Source organism: Johannesbaptistia floridana (assembly GCF_057440575.1).
Window position 1 is genome coordinate 1 of the sequence record NZ_JALKVM010000158.1, and the last position, 18,093, is coordinate 18,093.

The 18,093-nt window shown below is 37.0% G+C and carries 16 protein-coding genes and 2 pseudogenes; 11 read left to right on the forward strand and 7 right to left on the reverse strand.

Features of this window, described 5'->3' with window-relative positions; all coding sequences use genetic code 11:
* Window positions 1-380: 380 nt before the first annotated feature.
* Window positions 381-3,071, reverse strand: coding sequence for a CBS domain-containing protein (locus tag MW688_RS10785; protein ID WP_486735984.1), 2,691 nt, complete (start codon window positions 3,069-3,071; stop codon window positions 381-383).
* 277 nt (window positions 3,072-3,348) lie between these two features.
* Between MW688_RS10785 and MW688_RS10790 the strand changes: the two genes are divergently transcribed.
* Window positions 3,349-3,624: an RNA recognition motif domain-containing protein gene (locus MW688_RS10790; RefSeq protein ID WP_486735985.1), complete on the forward strand. Its 276-nt coding sequence runs from the start codon at window positions 3,349-3,351 to the stop codon at window positions 3,622-3,624.
* A gap of 478 nt (window positions 3,625-4,102) precedes the next feature.
* A complete protein-coding gene (locus MW688_RS10795; RefSeq protein WP_486735986.1) occupies window positions 4,103-4,288 on the forward strand; it encodes a hypothetical protein in 186 nt (61 codons plus the stop codon).
* Window positions 4,289-4,417: 129 nt separating this feature from the next.
* Here the strand turns inward: MW688_RS10795 and MW688_RS10800 are convergent, their stop codons facing one another.
* The 3 genes and pseudogenes from MW688_RS10800 to MW688_RS10810 all read right to left on the reverse strand — a co-directional run.
* Window positions 4,418-4,726, reverse strand: a complete 309-nt coding sequence (locus tag MW688_RS10800) for an HdeA/HdeB family chaperone (protein ID WP_486735987.1) — start codon at window positions 4,724-4,726, stop codon at window positions 4,418-4,420.
* Between the two features lie 384 nt (window positions 4,727-5,110).
* Window positions 5,111-5,200, reverse strand: a pseudogene (locus MW688_RS10805) (HNH endonuclease); the annotation flags it as partial.
* Window positions 5,201-5,430: 230 nt separating this feature from the next.
* Window positions 5,431-5,662 (reverse strand): annotated as a pseudogene (locus MW688_RS10810) (transposase); the annotation flags it as partial.
* A 130-nt stretch (window positions 5,663-5,792) separates the two neighbouring features.
* Between MW688_RS10810 and MW688_RS10815 the strand changes: the two are divergent.
* Window positions 5,793-6,404, forward strand: a complete 612-nt coding sequence (locus MW688_RS10815) for a DUF1294 domain-containing protein (protein ID WP_486735988.1) — start codon at window positions 5,793-5,795, stop codon at window positions 6,402-6,404.
* A gap of 87 nt (window positions 6,405-6,491) precedes the next feature.
* On the opposite strand, the gene MW688_RS10820 is transcribed toward MW688_RS10815, so the two are convergent.
* On the reverse strand, window positions 6,492-9,227 hold the full coding sequence (locus tag MW688_RS10820) for a phytase (RefSeq protein ID WP_486735989.1): 2,736 nt from the start codon (window positions 9,225-9,227) through the stop codon (window positions 6,492-6,494).
* A 152-nt stretch (window positions 9,228-9,379) separates the two neighbouring features.
* Window positions 9,380-10,366, reverse strand: a complete 987-nt coding sequence (locus tag MW688_RS10825; protein WP_486735990.1) for a LysR substrate-binding domain-containing protein — start codon at window positions 10,364-10,366, stop codon at window positions 9,380-9,382.
* 149 nt (window positions 10,367-10,515) lie between these two features.
* Between MW688_RS10825 and MW688_RS10830 the strand changes: the two genes are divergently transcribed.
* The 4 genes from MW688_RS10830 (at window position 10,516) to MW688_RS10845 (ending at window position 13,147) form a co-directional block, all read left to right on the forward strand.
* Window positions 10,516-11,229 carry an NnrU family protein gene (locus MW688_RS10830; RefSeq protein WP_486735991.1) on the forward strand — a complete coding sequence of 238 codons (714 nt, stop codon included), beginning with the start codon at window positions 10,516-10,518 and terminating at the stop codon, window positions 11,227-11,229.
* A gap of 92 nt (window positions 11,230-11,321) precedes the next feature.
* The gene (locus MW688_RS10835) at window positions 11,322-11,663 is read left to right on the forward strand and encodes a thioredoxin family protein (RefSeq protein ID WP_486735992.1); all 342 of its coding nucleotides are present in this window, start codon (window positions 11,322-11,324) and stop codon (window positions 11,661-11,663) included.
* A gap of 284 nt (window positions 11,664-11,947) precedes the next feature.
* The gene (locus MW688_RS10840) at window positions 11,948-12,598 is read left to right on the forward strand and encodes a sigma-70 family RNA polymerase sigma factor (RefSeq protein WP_486735993.1); all 651 of its coding nucleotides are present in this window, start codon (window positions 11,948-11,950) and stop codon (window positions 12,596-12,598) included.
* 45 nt (window positions 12,599-12,643) lie between these two features.
* Entirely contained in the window at window positions 12,644-13,147 is a 504-nt protein-coding gene (locus MW688_RS10845) for an anti-sigma factor family protein (protein ID WP_486735994.1), read from the forward strand.
* Here the strand turns inward: MW688_RS10845 and bioD are convergent.
* A complete protein-coding gene (gene bioD / locus MW688_RS10850) occupies window positions 13,134-13,814 on the reverse strand; it encodes a dethiobiotin synthase (RefSeq protein ID WP_486735995.1) in 681 nt (226 codons plus the stop codon). The genes MW688_RS10845 and bioD overlap by 14 nt on opposite strands.
* 141 nt (window positions 13,815-13,955) lie before the next feature.
* Here bioD and MW688_RS10855 point away from each other — a divergent pair, with 141 nt between their 5' ends.
* The 4 genes from MW688_RS10855 to MW688_RS10870 all read left to right on the forward strand — a co-directional run bounded on the left by MW688_RS10855 (window position 13,956) and on the right by MW688_RS10870 (window position 17,807).
* Window positions 13,956-14,948 carry a ribose-phosphate pyrophosphokinase gene (locus tag MW688_RS10855; protein ID WP_486735996.1) on the forward strand — a complete coding sequence of 331 codons (993 nt, stop codon included), beginning with the start codon at window positions 13,956-13,958 and terminating at the stop codon, window positions 14,946-14,948.
* A gap of 149 nt (window positions 14,949-15,097) precedes the next feature.
* On the forward strand, window positions 15,098-16,762 hold the full coding sequence (ribBA, locus tag MW688_RS10860; protein ID WP_486735997.1) for a bifunctional 3,4-dihydroxy-2-butanone-4-phosphate synthase/GTP cyclohydrolase II: 1,665 nt from the start codon (window positions 15,098-15,100) through the stop codon (window positions 16,760-16,762).
* 39 nt (window positions 16,763-16,801) lie between these two features.
* Window positions 16,802-17,092, forward strand: coding sequence for a hypothetical protein (locus tag MW688_RS10865; RefSeq protein ID WP_486735998.1), 291 nt, complete (start codon window positions 16,802-16,804; stop codon window positions 17,090-17,092).
* 214 nt (window positions 17,093-17,306) lie between these two features.
* Complete coding sequence (locus MW688_RS10870; RefSeq protein WP_486735999.1) at window positions 17,307-17,807, forward strand: hypothetical protein; 501 nt, start codon at window positions 17,307-17,309, stop codon at window positions 17,805-17,807.
* The last annotated feature ends 286 nt before the right edge of the window (window positions 17,808-18,093 follow it).

Genomic DNA, 18,093 nt, shown 5'->3' on the forward strand with positions numbered 1-18,093 from the left:
GTGGTGCGTTACGGGCTTCGCCCTAACACACCCTACAACTACAACTACTTTTATAGTGTTAGGTTATCTCCCTGCCCAACCTACAGGTTACTACCTTCTTACTCATTACTCATTACTTATTACTCATTACTCATCTAGTGGTGCGTTACGGGCTTCGCCCTAACACACCCTACAACTACAACTGATTAGTCATTACTCATTACTCATTACTCATTACTCATTACTCATTACTTATTACTCATTACTCATCTAGCGGTGCGTTACGGGCTTCGCCCTAACACACCCTACTCTCTCTACTCTCTCATTACTTCAAAACTCATTACTCATTACTTAATCACCACCAGTAACTTTGGGCAAAGGTCGAAGATGTGAGGCAAGCCCTAATTAAAAAAATCATGAACTAAGGCTTTTGCTTCTTGGGGTGTATTAACTTCACCATCAAGAGTGGCTGTAAGTAATTGTTCTAAAACTATTTTATACTGGGGACCGGGTTTATAGCCTAAGGCTTTTAAATCATTACCATTAAGAGGGGCTTTAACTTCAATTAAATTAGTTAAATAGTGCCAAATTTGACGTCTAAGAGGGAGATCGCTCCTCACAGCTACTAATAATAAATCTACATAATTCCAAGGAGATAACAACCAGTAAATCTCACTATCCCTGTGACAATTAGGTAAACTGCCCTTGATTTTCTCCTCTATACTAGTTAAATTGCTCAAACGCTCCAAACTATCCTTCGGTAACTGTAAACTATCACCTAGTTTAATAGCAGCTTCTGGGTTTAAACTAGCGATTAAAATCTCTAAACGAATTAACCAGTGAGGATATTGAATCAAAGAATCAAGACAGCGCAACCAGCGATCGCCGTAACGAATTTGCCACCATAACTGAGGAGTTAACTGTAATTGGGGATGAAGACATTTTAAAGCCTGAGTAGAAGCTAGTAACTTCACGGCGCCTTTCCAATAACCCGCCGTGAGAATATACTTTAATTCTGCTTTTAACCTAGTAGTCAAAGCGGGAGCTAATTTATCCCCCTCTCTTAACTCTTGATAAACACCACTTTCTATAGCATATTCAATATAAGCCATAGTTTGAGCTTCAATGATAAAACCAAGTCTCACGGCAAAACGCACCGCCCGATAAATACGAGTAGGATCTTCGATAAAACTATTGGCGTGGAGCACACGAATTTGCCTTGATTGTAAATCAGAATAACCATTAAAAAAGTCTAATAACTCCCCAATTCTTGGCGCCGTTAAACGAATAGCTAAAGCGTTAACAGTAAAGTCTCGTCTATATAAATCTTGACGAATTGAACTAGCTTCCACCTCAGGATTAGCGGCAGGATAGGGATAAAATTCTGTCCTAGCTGTAGCAATATCTACCCAGAGAGAGCCAAATTCAGGATCTTTGTGCCAAGTTAAAGCCGCTGTTTGAAACTCTCCATGCACTGATAAACGGCAATTGGGATAAATTTCTTTAAGCACATTAGCTAATTCTACCCCAGCGCCAGAGGTTGCCGAAGTGTGAAACCCATCTACTACTAAATCAATATCTTGTAAGAGCAAAGATTCTGACACAGGCGCTAGGAGTAAATCTCTGACACCACCTCCTACTAGATAGAGATGCCAACCTCTAGCCTCTGCTGCCTTGGCTATTTGTTCAAGTAACCGCCACAAAGAGGGATTAAGGCGATCTTTTAGAGAGGTTAATATACAAGAAATTAACGGGGCGGTTTCCTGTTGTTTTTTTTCTCTTTTGCTTTGATAGAGTTGTCTTAAAATATCGGTACGAGTAACAATACCTTTGAGATTACCATTTTCTATCACCGGAAGACGTCCCACATCGTAGGTAATCATCACATTTTCTATCTCTGGTAACAGAGTAGAGGGGGTAATAGTTTTAATACTTTTACTCATATAGCCCTTGACGGGAGCATGGCTAAAACCATGATGTAAAGCTAAATCTAAATCTCTGCGGGAAATAATTCCTACTAACTCGTTATTAGCATCAACCACTGATAAGCCAGAATGTCCATAACGCAGGAGAATACGTTGAGCTTGTTCTATTGTAGTTTCTGGTCGAATAGTGCGCACGGGAGAAGACATGATATCTCTAGCTGTGAGGGGTTGAGGAATTTGGTCTATAAAAGCATCTAAAATTTCTTGAAGAGTAGTTTGGGGGTTAATAACCTCTCTAATACTCACTGAAGCTGCACTACTATGTCCTCCACCACCATAAGACTCAAATAGTTGAGCTAAATTAGTTTCTAAAATGCGGGATCTTCCAATCACAGTTAAGGCTACTTTCTCTCCCCGGGAATAGTAGTGTCCGAGTAATAAAGCTTCGGCTTCTACCAAGTCAATTAGACGCTCTGTCAAACTCGATAAACCTGGCACAAAATCATCAGTTTCTAGTAAAACTGAAGCAACACTATGACCGTAGATTTCTTGGCTCTTTAATTTACCCAAAGCTACTTGGAGTAGTTCTTGCAGCCTTGGGGATAGACTAGCATCTACATATTGAGAGATAATAGTTACATTGGCACCTCGCTCCATCAGCCAAGCTAAGGCTTGAGCATCTCTTGGGGTGGTTTGCTCAAAAGTCAACGAGCCCGTGTCTACATGAATCCCTAAAGCCATCACTGTAGCTTCAATGGGATTAATCTCTATATAATTTTTTTGTAATTTTTCTACTATCAAAGTGGTTGTGGCGCCTACTGCTTCTATTTCAATTTCTGTGGCGGGGATATCTATCTCTTCTTGACTGGGATGATGGTCATAAACCACAATTCTTTCACAGTTAGTAGATTCTAACCAGGTTTGTGCTTTCCCTAATCTTTCACGCTTTTGAGTGTCTACTATAAATAGAGAGTTGATTAGTTCACTATTAACGCTACGACGCTCAATTAGTGCCAATTCATCCCGATATAGCGCTAAAAAATTCTTTACCCCAGGATGTGCTCCTCCAGTGAGAACTATTTTTGCTCCTACTTGCCAACGACTTACACCTACTGCCGCCCCCAAGGCGTCAAAATCTGCTGTTTGGTGGCATAAAATTAAATCCATAAGTCTCCACAAATCAAGGTCTTTTATTAAATTATCGCGGAAAATTTAGCCATGGCGATCGCTTCTCGGCAAAATCCTAGAAAATTTTTTATCAATAAATCAACCAACTGAGTTAAAAAGTGTTATGATATACAAGAAGAGAATAAATATTGGTCACATCAGTTTGTTTTTATTGTTAGATAGATTTTTCATTCTATAAAGGTATCGGCAGACTTTTCCAAAATCCAAGGATCTCTACAAACAACGACAATCAACGAAATAAGGAGACGAGACATTTATGTCTATTTACGTAGGAAACTTAGCTTATGAAGTAACCTCTGAAGACTTAACAAGAGTTTTTGCAGACTACGGAACAGTAAAAAGAGTATACATTCCAACAGATCGCGAAACAGGACGGATGCGCGGTTTTGCTTTCGTGGAAATGGAAAATGATACACAAGAAAGCGAAGCAATTGAAACCCTAGACGGCGCTGAGTGGATGCAACGGGAAATGAGAGTAAATAAAGCTAAACCCCGTGAAAAAAGAGAATCATCTAGCCGTAGTTTTAGATAGAAAACCTACAGCTAAAAAGAACCGTGTTTTCGTAAATAAGCATGGTAATAATTAAGTAAAAATGCTAGGTTGGTATTTTAAACCTAGCAAATTACTGAAAATATTGTATTAAGATAATCCTAGGACAGCATTTTTAGATCTGGTGAGAAAAAGAAATTAAATCTTTGAGGCAGTTATGCTGTTGTTATGTGTAAATCACCAAACTGAAAATGCTCTATAGTTATACCTAGAATAGCGATCGCTCTTTTTGAAAAAGGCCCTATAAGAAAGTTAGACGTCGCCAAATATCTTAATACGAAGCGGTTGTTAGCTTGATTTTGTAATTAACACCAAATTCAACAATAACGGGGGCTTGATAAAAGCTTATAGACAATGCCTAATAATTAAATCTAAGTAACAATAACAAAACAAGCAAATACAATCCATGATAATCTATTAAATGGGTTATCAAAAATTCTGTCTTAATAAAGAGGTAATAATGGCTAAAAGACGCAATCTTAAAAAAGAAAAAGCGGAAAGAAATAAAGCATACGCAAATCAGTATAGAAAAAGATCATCTCGCTATTCTTCCAGAAATACGAATGGTAGATCAGATTCTGGAAATAATAACCGTCAAAATTCAGAAAATAACAATCAAGACTCAGAAAAATTTCCGCAAGATTGAGAAACAATCATTAAGAAAAATCTTGGGAAATAGCAGATAATGTAGTGTAATTCTAGCTTCCATTTCACAGAAAAGCTTAGATGAGGATAAAGTAACTAGCGCTTTCTTATCCTCATGAAAACCTAAAATCTATCTATATTGCTCGAAAACAGCCAGAAGTGAGTCATCAGGGTTATCTATACAGTGATTGATAATTTCACCTGTGTTATCACTTAAATTTTGAGGGTCAAAAATATAATCCTCTCTTTGACCACTAATAATACCATGAAAGAAAGCAATAGTAACATCTTTTTCTTCATCATTCATGGTCAGAAGCTCTCTGCAAGTAACATTTTGTAAATCTATAGTAGAGTCATTTTCTGTTAATTCTTGAGATTGAGTAGGGAGAGAGATGATTAACCAAGGCAAAAATAACAAAAATAATTTAAAAAAATTCATTTAAAACTCCTAATGTCGGGTAGGTCTGGGGTATTGCTACCTTCCCCCTAGAAATCGGACGTGCAAGATTTCCAAGCATCCGGCTTGAGCAAAATCCTCAAGTTTCCTAGGTGGCTACCTTGTGTACATATAAATTATACATTGGTACCTCATATCTTGCACTCCTAAAAAAGTACTGAATAGACCAACAGGCGAGAATCAATTTTTAAGGGGTTAGGATCAATTCTTTTACTTCAAAACTCCTTACTTCAAAACTTCAAGACTTCAAGACTTCTTACTTCTTACTTCAAAACTCATTACTTCAAAACTCATTACTTCAAAACTCATAATTCATCCACAACCAGTAACTTTGGGTAAAGATGCAAGATCTGAGGTACCCTCCCCCTAATCTTGGTGATGTTCTTTATGGTGACAGTATTGATGTAAGTAGACCAAATTATCCACTCTATTGCTGCCACCTTTACATCTAGGTACTTTATGACTGGAGTTTAGACTAAACGCTTATTTTCACTTATCTCACATCTTCCACCAGTACTTATGTACTAAATTAACCTCAGAAAAAGTTCATTTCTCTCGCGGCAGTGCGTCATAGAACAACTAGCTTAATCAAAAATTTCGACTAAGACAAAAAGTATAATATAGCGCTACGCGCATACGTTAGGACATTGCCTAAAAGCCTCCTCAACACATTCCGCGATCGTTTCCTAGTCATTCTTTCTTTGTTTCATCCAAGTTTTTAAGATAGCCCACCAATTTTCTATCTTATTTAAATCTGGAGAGTATGGTGGTAAATACCAAATTTCACGCACTAATCCAACTGACTCTTTCACGGCTTTTGCCAGATTTCATTCCATAGCATCTTTCTCCTCTGGGACTATAGCCATAGGGGTAATCTTCTCGATTATCAAATCAAGCTTCATCTATATAGACAATCTTGCTTTTCTCTATACACAATACTATAATATTTTAGGGGACAAAATACAAAGAGGTAATTTCATTCATCAAAAAACAGACTGTTCTAATTTTTAATATCTTTTTTTCAATAATTCATCAGAGTAATTTAGTTATGGAAATTGTTATTTTTATTGCTTTAGTATTAGTCATTTTTATTGGCATTTTGATTTCGATGATTAAATTTAAAATAGTTAGAATTATTTTTCCATTTTTAATCTTATATGGACTCTTACTACTTTCACAAGAATCTGATTATTTTGATGTCTTTAAAAACTATTTATTAGTTAGTTTAATTCTACAGGTAATAATGGTAGTCATGTGGGGAGGTAAAAATCATCCTCATCATTTAATTTATGGAAATTTGGCAATTTTTATTAATTTAGGGATAATTTATCTTGCTTTATTTTTATTTTTTGAACAGTATGATTTTGATTATATAATGTCTCAACTATGCCTTTTTATAATATCAATTAATATTTCTAGCATTATTTTTTATGGGTTTGATAAGTTGATCAGTCCTATTTCTGAAAAAATAAGATTACCTGAAGATATTCTCCATTGGCATTCTTTTTTATTGGGTACTCCTGGTGCATTTTTATCACGCCTATTATTTCAACATAAAATTAATAAGAAGAACAAAAAAGAGTTTATTGCTATTTTCTTAGCAACACTTATTTCACAAACAATATTAATTATTGCTATTATCTTACTGGTGTCAGATTAACTTTACTTAGACCAAAGCACTCCTAAAAAAGTACTAAATAGGCCCCTAAAAATCTAGATATTTTTAGGGGGGATTTTAAATTAATCCTTAAGCAAAAACAAAATTATCAGCATTTAAATCAGTAGTCTGGGTATTTAACAATACAGCCAAATCTCTACCTAATGCTTGAATAATAGTGTTATCACCATTGGAAGCTAGAGTTAAATCATCAAAACTTAAATCAGTAGCACCAAAACCAATAACATCCTCACTAGGAGTAAAATCAGTAATAGTATTAGATGTTAAAGGTAAATCAACAGTATCGGTAACTAACCAGAATTGATCTTCTCCAGGACCACCAGTAACTGTATTGTCACCTTCACCGCTACTTAAGAAAAGTAAATCATCTCCAGCGCCAGCAATCAGGCGATCGCCACTGCCGCCGAAATAGGAATCATTTCCCGAACCTAAATCAATGCGATTACCACCAGGTGCAAAAGTTGTATCTACATAGTCATCACCGCTACCAGTAAACAAAATTTGCTCATCCCCAAAGAACATTCTCTCATCAGGAATCAAGCTATCAAACTTATCAGCATCTACACTACCAAAAACTAATCCAGGTAAGGGAGTATCCGTAATATCATCTAAATCTAAAGCAGACACTACCTCTTCCCAAGGAATAAACTTAAAATTAGTGCTATTATTTTCTAACTCATCCTCATTTTCTACAGCATTTTGAGGTTCATTAGCACCATCTTGGGCAAATAAAGCCCCCTGAGGAAAACGATCTCCAAGAGGAACATTAATAATTTCTAACCCATCAGTTTCATTAACTTGGTCTATGCCACCCTCATGATTATCCCCAATCACAAAGCTACCCAAATACTGATTATCTCCATCTCTAGTATATACAGCATAGGAACTATCACCTTGACTAGAAGCAACTAAATAACCACTACCATTTTCACCGTAGTAGATAGCTAATCCTTCTAAATCTGGAGTTAATTCTGGTGAGTCAATCGGTCTAACAATAGTAATTTCATCTCCTGCCTCTGCTTCTGCGGGAAACTTAACTATACCCAACTCATCTTCTACTGCCAAGTAGACTATACCTTGTTCTTGATCAACAACAATCGCTTCTGATTGATAATCTTCCGCTTCACCACCATCTATAGGTAAAGAAATTTGACGAATCACCTCGGCGGTAACTAATCCAGTGCCATCATCAGCTAATTGGAGTTGTGCGATTTGATTTCCACTCGCTTGGGTAACAAAAACAGAATAATCATTAGTTATCGGACTAACATAGCCTCCTAAGCCATAGGCAGTAGCTTCTCCATCATCTACACCAAAAATGGAAAAACTCTCTTCTAATAGAGAAGCAGAAGTGATATTTACTAGTTGTTGACTATCACTATCTATCTGGAAAATAGCCAGACTATCATTGGCGCGATCGCTTGCCACGGCTATATCGACATTTTCTCCAGCTAAGTCAAAATCATAGAAAATATCCACATTGTTGTAACGAATATCTCCAAACTCTGCCCCCTCTCCTAAAATATCAGTAGGGGTAATAGTTTGTAGAATTTCTCCAGATAGGGAGAAAACAACTAAACCGCCATCTTTTAAAGTTCCTAAAACCAAACTCTCAGCAGAATTTTCTGGATTAACCCACACGGCAGGATCATCGGAATCGCCAAATAGTTCAGCATCTCCCGTAGGTTGGTCGATAGTATATGGAGTCTCCACCACTGGTAAAACTGCGGGAATAGTTTCTAAATCTAAACTTAAAGCAATAAATTGAGTAGTTTGAAATTCACTGAAGTTATTATCACTAACTAAAAGCAATGATTGACTTCCATCAGCTAAAATAGGACCAAAAGTCATTCCTTCCACGTTATCAGGTTCAATGCCGAAATCCACCTCTAAATCTGCTAATAGGCGTTTACTGACAAATGGATCGATATCGTAACGAGTATCTTGTTCTTCCCAATATAAATCATCAAAGGAACTAACATCCAAAGCGCCTTGGGTCTGTACTTCGTACAATCTAATAGTATTGCCTACTCCCACAGCAAAAGAACGTTCTAAAGCCAATAAAGTACCATTATTATCAATAGCCTTCAAAGCTACTAGACCATTATCAGCAAAATCATCTACAGGATTAGGAGGATTAGGGATAGATTCAAGTTCATAAACATATTCTTGAGTAGAATTATCTGTTAAATCGTATCTAATAATCCGTGAATAGCTAGTATCTTCTAGAGTAGCACCAGTTCCATCTTGTTTTAAAGCTTGTTCAACGGCAGTATAGAGATAGCGATGATCGGGACTTGTCGTTAAACTCTCAAAGGCAAGATTATTACGAATTCCGAATTCTCCTTCGGTAGGTAGGAATTTATCGGGAATTGTTAAACTGCTAATTTCTTCTCCTGAGAGACTAAACTCTCGAATAAAAGGGTTAAGTAAATTATTAGCATTACCTTCGGAACTAATATACAAAGTATTGTTCTCAGTTAAACTGATATCTTCAGGATCTATGCCGTTTTCAGGAAAAGTGTTAGACTCACTATCAAGTAAAGTAGTTACGTCTGTAAAATTTACATCGCCATCATCTAAAGTTCCGTCACTTAGATCAATAGATAGGGTATAAAAACGAGCGGGATTATTTTGAGAGCGATCATCAGAAATACTGTAGTAAATATCATTGATAGAATCATAAGTTATCCCAGATAAACCACCTAATTCTGTCTCATTAAAAGTTGTACCTGTAGCAAAGGTAGTAACTCCTAAAGACTGTATAGTTGTTACTTGATTTCTTGCTTGATTATTAGTAGTCATGGAGATTTATAGATTTCCTTTCTTAAGTTATCTCTTTGCTTCAAGACTACAACTAAAGGTTTCTATTTTGGGTTAAGAACAGATTATGGTTTTTAGTAGCTAAATTGATTCAACTTGGTTTAACTCTTCTGCTGTGGGTAAATCGTAACCGTTCAGGGGGCGATCGCCCCGAACTCCGGCTGTTGTGGATAGAATTTTTCAAAATGTAAATTCTCTGGTTGATTAGTAAACTCAGGTAAAATTTCTTCAATAAAAGCTGCCGTAGCTTTAGAGCGATAACGATTAATACTCACTATTACCGATAGAGTCCGCTTAACATGAACCCCTTCAATCTTAGGACTATGTAGAACCTGCATTTGCAACTCTTTTTCAATTGCTGTTACCGAAACAAAAGCTGCGCCTAATCCTGATTGTACAGAGTTTTTTATCGCTTCAATCGAGTTTAACTCCATCTCAATATTTAATCTTTTTGTATCAATAGAATGACGTGTTAATACTTGATCAATGACTTTACGAATTGTCGATTGAGAATCTAAAGCAATAAAATTGAGTTCGTAGAGATCTTCTTTTTGAATAGTTTCAGCCTCAGCTAACGTATGGGATGGAGGTAAGATTAAGGCTAATTCGTCTTCAGCATAGGGAAGAATCGTTAAAGTATCCTGTAGTTCTAAGGGTACTTCTCCCCCAATGATCGCTAAATCAACCTGTCCATTAGCAACTGCCCAGGAAGTACGACGAGTAGAATGTACTTGTAATTGTACTCCGACTAAAGGATATTTTTGTCTGAATAAGCCAATCATTCGAGGTAACAAGTAAGTACCAGTAGTTTGGGAAGCGCCAACAATGAGAGTTCCCCCACGCAAATTTTGTAAATCTTCTACAGCGCTACAGGTTTCTTGACAGAGACTAATAATTTTTTCTCCATAAGTTAACAATAATTTACCGGCTTCAGTTAATTGGGCTTTTCTGCCACCGCGATCAAACAAAGGTACATCTAACTGCTTTTCCAGATTTTGTATTTGTAAACTAACGGCAGGTTGGGAAATATACAGACTATCAGCCGCCCGTTTAAAACTGCCTTCTGAAGCGATCGCTTGCAGAATCCGAAGTTGATCTAGTGTAAAGGGAATCTCAGACATAGATTTACCTGCATTCTTTGAATTGGTTTAGTATGGGGATCATTACCGTGGTATATTAATTAATTAATTAATTTTACTTCTCCTTAAACATTGACATTACCACAGAAACGTGAGTTAATTACTCTATATTTATTCTACTATTAAGGTTAATGACAGAAACATGGTTAACTAACAGTCATTTGATTATGTTTGGTCTTTTAGTGAGCTTTGGCATAGTTCATAGTGGTTTAGCTGCTTTGCGTTCTCAAGCCGAAGCTAAAATAGGGCCAAGACTCTACCGAGTTATTTTCGCTTTAGCTAGTCTCTCCTTAGCTACAGTGCTAATTATTTATTTTTTCAATCATCGTTATGATGGTTTAATCCTCTGGCAACTCCAAGGCATCCCGGGGATTAAATTAACAGTTTGGATAATTTCTTTTATTTCTTTCATATTTCTTTATCCTGCTACCTTCAATTTATTAGAAATTGCCGCCGTTGCGAAACCTCAAGTCCATCTCTATGAAACAGGGATTATCCGTATCACCAGACATCCCCAAATGGTGGGACAGATTTTATGGTGTATTGCCCATACTCTCTGGATTGGTAGCACTTTTACTGTAGTTACTTCTTTGGGTTTAATCGCCCATCATTTATTTGGAGTTTGGCACGGGGATCGTCGTTTATACAAGCGTTATGGCGATGCTTTTGTTGCAGTACAACAAAGAACTTCTGTAATTCCCTTTCAGGCGGTATTGGACGGCCGACAATCTTTGAAATGGCAGGAATTTTTACGCCCTGCCTATCTTGGTGTACTTGCTTTTGTATTATTACTATGGTGGGGACATCCTTGGTTGATTCAAGCCACAAATAAAATTAGTTGGTAATTAGTGAAAATACCTTTGCCACGTGATCCCAAATGTTATAGCATAGTATTAAGCTTCTTTTAAGATTTATAATTTTCAAAATTTTTTTCATTATGCTCCTTTCTGTAACGCAAAATACCTTTACTAAAGAGATTTTACAATCTCCCCAACCAGTATTAGTCCATTTTTGGGCACCCTGGTGTGGCCTCTGTCGTCTAATTAATCCATTGTTAACCAAGTTTGAAAACGACTGGGAAGGTCAAATCAAAGTAATCGGGATTAACGCCGATGAAAATTTTAAATTAGCTAATTTTTATAAACTGACTACTTTACCAACTTTAATACTTTTTGAGCAGGGAGTATCTGTCAAAAGAATCGAGGGCTTTCAAAACAGAGAAGAGTTAACTCGCCAACTCAATGCCTTGATGCTTAATAAAATAGCTAATTCGGCTTGAAATAATTGTGATAACGCTACTTGATACCGGGACTTGGGAAGAGTTAAGCTGGTATATGTCAAACACAATTGTTTGTACTTCTATAACAGGAGTAGACTGCCGCTGATAAACCTTCACTGAAGGGCTACTAAAAACCCACATCTGTACCGAAGGTCAGTGTGGGTAGTTGACTCTACTCATAAATGCTAAAAAAATATTTTCTCTGGGGGAACTTTCTGGTTTAAATAAAAGTCTATAAAAATAGAGCGATATAGACTTTATCCCATTTGTGAAAAACTTTTGTCATGAGTCAATCATTACCCATATCTTGGTCAATGGCTAAGGTAACTAAGTTGAACCCAAGACTGTCACCGGAACAATTATCTAATTACGATTTGATTTTACGCTGCCAAGAAGGTAGAGAACCAAATCAAGCAGCTTTTACAGAGTTGCTTCGTCGCTATCAATCTGATGTAGAAAGAATACTATATCATTTGGCCCCTGACTGGCAAGATCGCAGCGATCTTGCCCAAGAAGTTTGGCTTAGGGTATATCGTTACTTGTCTCAACTTGAAGAACCTCAAAAATTTAAAAGTTGGTTAGGACGCATTACCACTAACATTTTTTATGATGAGTTAAGAAAGCGTAAACGCCGCTCTCCCCCTATATCTATAGACGAAACACGGCGCTCTTCAGGAAGAGAATTAGTTCAAGAAATAGCTTCCGATTCCCCAACACCAGAGGATGACTTAGCTACTCAAGAATTCTATGAACAATTACGAGAAGGTATCGCTCAACTCCCAGAAATATTTAGAACAACCATCATACTAAGAGAAATCGAAGGTTTATCCTACGAGGAAATAGCAGAAATAACAGGAACTTCTTTAGGGACAGTGAAATCTAGAATAGCTAGAGCTAGAGCTAAATTACAGGAACATTTACATAACTTTTTGTAAATTAATTATGTAAATTTATATGAAGATAAATCAAGGAGGTAGGCAATGAGTCCTGATTTCCAATCGTCTAATCAACCAAATGAGAACGATGAGTTACTAAGTGCTTATATAGACGGCGAAGTAAGTAAAGCAGAAAGTAAAAAAATAGAAAGTTTACTCAAAGAAAACCAGGAGATACAGAAAAAATATACAAGATTATTAAAATTAAAGAAAAGTATCAAAAAAATGCCGCACCCACCAATGTCGGTAACAGCAGAAGAAGTATGTAGAGAAGTATTGAAAAAAAATAGAAAATATCAGCAAAAGAGGCAAAGATACTGGTGGGGAGGAGGGGCGATCGCCTCAGTGTTTTTTCTGATTTTATCAAGTGTATTGACTCAAACTCGTAACCCCATAAATCAATTCGCTCAATCTCAACCATCATCTTCTGAACCCTTAATTGTGAGCATAAATGAAATTACTCAAGCTCAACTAAAAATCAAAACCCCTAAATCCAAGAGTCAATTAGTAATTACTCTCAATCAACCAGTGGTATCTATGCCAAAATAATTGGTAAAACCTCAGGGGTAATAGCTTGAGCAAAGTCTTCAAGATGGGTAGAGATCTTGAGATAGGGGAAAATAGCTAAAATCGGTAGCTTAGTTAAAGATTCAAGTAAGTTAACAGGCGCCCAATCCTCTAACTTTTGTTCAGCAGTAGGAGTGAGACAATTGAGCACAATGCCACGGAGATTGACTTGGGCATAACGAGCAAACATCACATTAGCCACAGTCTGGGAAATCGCCCCCAATTGAACCGGGACCACTAAAATAGTCTCTAACTGCCAACTTCTAGCTAAGTCTGCCACAGTTAACTCCTCAGTAATGGGAGTACCCAAACCACCAATACCCTCGACAATGACCAAATCCTTACTATCAACTAAATTAGTAAAACACTGGTGAATAACTTTTAAATCAACCTGTTTACCCTCTTTAGCCGCCGCCAAAGGCGGCGCTATAGGGGCAGTAAATTGTAGAGGAGTAACAACTTCTACACGACTAGATTGATTTTTAAACAACTCTTGATAAAATTCCAGATCCCCTGTTCCGGTTTGGACTAATTTAAGCAAACCAATAGAGGTACTAGGATCACACTTTAAACAAGAAGCCACCAAAGAACTGGTAAAAATAGTTTTACCTACGTCAGTATCTACACCAGCAATTAAAATAACTTTCATCTGATACCTTTAAACCATAACAAAACGGAATAAATTGTAATTCTCAAGAAAAAAACTTAAATAAATAAAAAGATATTACTAATTTAAACAGGTTAATATAATAATATTATAAGCGCCAAGAAAGAGGTTGAAAAACTTGCTGTGACCTATTCTTCCACACTCAGTATTAATTCAATGTCTCACACACTTTCAGAAAATAACCGTTTACGTCTATTTTCTGGCTCTTCTAACCTAGATTTAGCCCAAGAAGTAGCTCGTTATCTAGGAATGGATATCGGACCGATGGTGCGTAAGCGCTTCGCTGATGGAGAACAATATATTCAAATCCAAGAATCCATTAGAGGTTGTGATGTTTACTTAATTCAACCCTGTTGTTATCCAGTAAACGACCACCTGATGGAATTATTGATTATGATTGATGCTTGTCGTCGAGCTTCCGCCAGACAAATTACTGCGGTTCTTCCTTATTATTGTTATGCTAGAGCAGATCGTAAAACCGCAGGCAGAGAATCAATTACCGCGAAACTAGTAGCCAACTTGATTACCGAAGCTGGGGCACATCGCGTCTTAGCTATGGATCTTCACTCCGCTCAAATACAAGGATATTTTGATATTCCCTTTGATCATGTATATGGTTCTCCAGTTTTACTAGATTACTTAGCTAGTAAAAAATTAAATGATTTAGTAGTAGTGTCTCCAGATGTTGGTGGCGTCGCCAGAGCCAGGGCTTTTGCCAAAAAACTAAATGATGCCCCCTTAGCAATCATAGATAAACGCCGTCAAGAACACAATGTGGCAGAAGTAATGAATGTTATTGGAGATGTTAATGGTAAAACCGCTGTTTTAGTAGATGATATGATCGACACCGCCGGAACAATTATCGAAGGAGCAAGATTATTATCCAAGGAAGGAGCTAGACAAGTATATGCTTGTGCTACACATCCAGTTTTCTCCGGGAAAGCGATTGAGCGTCTCTCTAGTGGTGTGATTGAAGAAGTTATTGTTACTAACACTATTCCAGTAGCCCCTCCTAAGCAATTTAAACAATTAACTGTTCTCTCAGTGGCTAATTTGATTGGAGAAGCAATTTGGCGTATTCATGAAGATAGTTCTGTTAGTAGTATGTTCAGATAAAATATATACTAAAAGTCTGCGGCGAGAATCTTGAAGTTGTGGGCTGCTTTTTAACGCCCCCAATTTTTTTACCTAATCTCTAGTATGCCAAAACTGCGATAAAATGAAAATAACGTTATAAAAGTTAACAGAAAGCAAAAGTAGAAATCGTGGAATTATCCCAAGAACAGCCAACTAAATTTGACTCTATTGATTCAGCCTTAGCAGAGTTAAAGGCAGGTCGATCTATAGTAGTGGTTGACGATGAAAATAGAGAAAACGAAGGAGATCTAATCTGTGCGGCACAATTCGCTACCCCAGATATGATTAACTTTATGGCTGTAGAAGCAAGAGGTTTAATTTGTCTAGCAATGACAGGCGATCGCCTCGATGGCCTCGAATTACCCTTGATGGTAACCAAAAATACCGACACAAATCAAACAGCTTTTACCGTAAGTATAGACGCAGCTAAACACCTTGGTGTAACCACAGGAATTTCCGCAGAAGACCGCGCCCGCACCATCCAAGTAGCCCTCAATCCTCAAACAAAACCAGAAGATTTATCACGTCCAGGACATATATTTCCTATTCGCGGACGGGAAGGAGGAGTATTAAAAAGAGCAGGACATACAGAAGCAGCTATAGATTTAGCCCGTTTAGCAGGATTGTACCCCGCAGGAGTAATCTGTGAAATTCAAAATCAAGACGGTTCCATGGCAAGATTACACCAACTGTTTGCCTATGCCCGTAAACATAAATTAAAAATAATTAGTATAGCTGATTTAATTAGTTATCGTCTTAAGTATGATCGCTTCGTAGAAAGAGAAGCTATCTGTAAATTACCCAGTCAATTTGGAACTTTTACTGTTTATGCCTATCGTAATCTTCTAGATAATAGTGAACATCTAGCCATAGTCAAAGGCAATATAGAAGAATTTAAAGATAAACCAGTAATGGTCAGAATGCACTCAGAATGCCTCACAGGCGATGCCCTAGGTTCCCTTCGCTGTGACTGTCGTATGCAACTCAATGCAGCTTTGAAAATGATTGAATCAGCTAGTTTTGGTGTAGTTGTATATTTACGACAAGAAGGCCGTGGTATCGGTTTAGTAAACAAGTTAAAAGCCTACTCTCTTCAAGATTTGGGACTAGATACTGTAGAAGCTAACGAAGAGTTAGGCTTTCCCGCCGATTTGCGCGACTATGGTATGGGCGCACAAATGTTAAATGATTTGGGTGTCAAAAAAATTCGCTTGATTACTAATAATCCTCGGAAAATAGCCGGGTTAAAAGGTTATGGTCTAGAAGTGGTAGAAAGATTACCACTGTTGATTGAAGCTACTGACTATAACACCACCTATTTAGCAACTAAAGCTAAAAAACTAGGCCATCTATTGCTACAAACATATTTGGTGACTATCGCTGTTAATTGGGTGGAAAAACAACCTTCTTTTAGCGAAAGATACCAAAAGTTAGAAAAAATTAGACACCTAGCTGATAAGTATCATCTGCTCCTACAGGAAGAAGCAAGACCAGTGGCGATCGCTCTTTTTGATAAAGCTTCTTTGATTTTTCACCTAGGTTTTGACCAAAGTAATTTAGCTAAACCTAACTGGTACAAAGATGTAGAACATCCCTATCTCAAAGCGATTTTTAGCATCTTAACTGAGTTAAGAACTTGGCCATCTTTGGAACATTTAGAGTTTCTCATTTCACCCGGAGATGATCCGATGATTGGTTTACAAGTCAAGTTAGACCGTCATCACTTAGGAATAGATAAACCTGTATCTGACTTAGTTAACCAGTTAGAAACTCAAACTATTTATAGTATTTAACAAACTGACTATCTTAACTCTAGTAGTAATAATAACAAAATGTCTGACTCAATTGAGAATATTGAGAGAATTTTAGAATATCTCAAAAATGAAGAATTAATAAAAATAGCAACATTTGACGATTATACAATTACTCATAAAGGTATAAAAACAGTTGAAGAATATAACAAAAGATCCAGGTATTCTAACTCTGGTGCGATCGCTATTTGGCAAAGGAAGTTAGATTATCTTCAACAACAAGAGGCAATTACAGCAAACCCAGCTCAAAAGTTCCAAATACAAGAAGAAATAGCTGAATGTCAACAAAAAATTAGGGAATTAGAAGGTTGAGACAAAAAACAACAAAAATTAACTTGCTTTTTACCAAGAGCGAGGTTGAAACCGAGAATCATTAAAACTCAGATCTTGCATCTTTACTTGATGTTACATCTTGTGTTTGAGTAATGAGTTAAAGAATTGATCCTAACCTCTTATAATTACTAATAATTTAGCATAATATGTACGATAGAACCAGAAATCTAACTCTAAAAGAAATAATTACAAAATGTGTAATGCAAGTTATCATCAAGAAGGACAATCAAGTTACACATTAATAGTTATGACTAAATCAGAACTTTTACAGATTTTGGAGAAATTAACTCCCGTTCAGTTTAATGAACTAGAATCGATTTTGGCTGTTTCTACTCAAAGAGAAAGAGCGATCGCTTTGTTAAGTTTAGCTGAAGCACCAGGCGGCATAGGACTAGAGAGACTAGAGAAAGTTTTAGAAGAATTAATTGGCATGAGTGGGAATGCAGAAGACACTATATCCAATTCTCAAGGAGAGGTAGGGCAAAATTCATCAAGTTATCAATCTTCTAACTCTCAGGGGCATAACCCAGAAGATATGACAGAAAACACACAAACAGAAACCAAAGAATCCCTAGAGCAAAATAATATGAGTATGGCTAAAATTGATACAAAAAAAGCTTGGGAAACAGACCCCAAAGATCCTGTAGTAGAAGAGGCTAAGAAAAAACCAGACAAGAACAAGACAAACAGTTAACTTAAACAGCTCATGGGGTGACCTCAGATCTTGCATCTTTATCCAAAGTTACTTGTGGTGGATGAATGTTGTAGAAGTTATAGCAATGAGCGTTGTAGTGTTAACAATATTTATATTTACAGATCCCCCCAACCCCCCTTAACAAAGGGGGGCTTTTCATGATAACTGTAAACATCTATTTGCGAGCTTGCTATATGGCTGAAGCTTAGAATTTTTTTACTCAAGTTTTCTCAAGCCGGGGCAAGAGGGCGCAAGCCGGGGCAAGAGGGCGCAAGCCGGGGCAAGA

What these genes read in the sequence shown, in the direction of transcription:
- bioD (WP_486735995.1), bottom strand. Translation starts at nt 13,814, where the DNA reads ATGAAAGTTATTTTAATTGCTGGTGTAGATACTGACGTAGGTAAAACT.
- MW688_RS10835 (WP_486735992.1), top strand. Translation starts at nt 11,322, where the DNA reads ATGCTCCTTTCTGTAACGCAAAATACCTTTACTAAAGAGATTTTACAA.
- MW688_RS10815 (WP_486735988.1), top strand. Translation starts at nt 5,793, where the DNA reads ATGGAAATTGTTATTTTTATTGCTTTAGTATTAGTCATTTTTATTGGC.
- MW688_RS10865 (WP_486735998.1), top strand. Translation starts at nt 16,802, where the DNA reads ATGTCTGACTCAATTGAGAATATTGAGAGAATTTTAGAATATCTCAAA.
- MW688_RS10830 (WP_486735991.1), top strand. Translation starts at nt 10,516, where the DNA reads ATGACAGAAACATGGTTAACTAACAGTCATTTGATTATGTTTGGTCTT.
- MW688_RS10790 (WP_486735985.1), top strand. Translation starts at nt 3,349, where the DNA reads ATGTCTATTTACGTAGGAAACTTAGCTTATGAAGTAACCTCTGAAGAC.
- MW688_RS10825 (WP_486735990.1), bottom strand. Translation starts at nt 10,366, where the DNA reads ATGTCTGAGATTCCCTTTACACTAGATCAACTTCGGATTCTGCAAGCG.
- MW688_RS10785 (WP_486735984.1), bottom strand. Translation starts at nt 3,071, where the DNA reads ATGGATTTAATTTTATGCCACCAAACAGCAGATTTTGACGCCTTGGGG.
- MW688_RS10870 (WP_486735999.1), top strand. Translation starts at nt 17,307, where the DNA reads ATGTGTAATGCAAGTTATCATCAAGAAGGACAATCAAGTTACACATTA.
- MW688_RS10795 (WP_486735986.1), top strand. Translation starts at nt 4,103, where the DNA reads ATGGCTAAAAGACGCAATCTTAAAAAAGAAAAAGCGGAAAGAAATAAA.
- MW688_RS10800 (WP_486735987.1), bottom strand. Translation starts at nt 4,726, where the DNA reads ATGAATTTTTTTAAATTATTTTTGTTATTTTTGCCTTGGTTAATCATC.
- MW688_RS10845 (WP_486735994.1), top strand. Translation starts at nt 12,644, where the DNA reads ATGAGTCCTGATTTCCAATCGTCTAATCAACCAAATGAGAACGATGAG.
- MW688_RS10840 (WP_486735993.1), top strand. Translation starts at nt 11,948, where the DNA reads ATGAGTCAATCATTACCCATATCTTGGTCAATGGCTAAGGTAACTAAG.
- MW688_RS10820 (WP_486735989.1), bottom strand. Translation starts at nt 9,227, where the DNA reads ATGACTACTAATAATCAAGCAAGAAATCAAGTAACAACTATACAGTCT.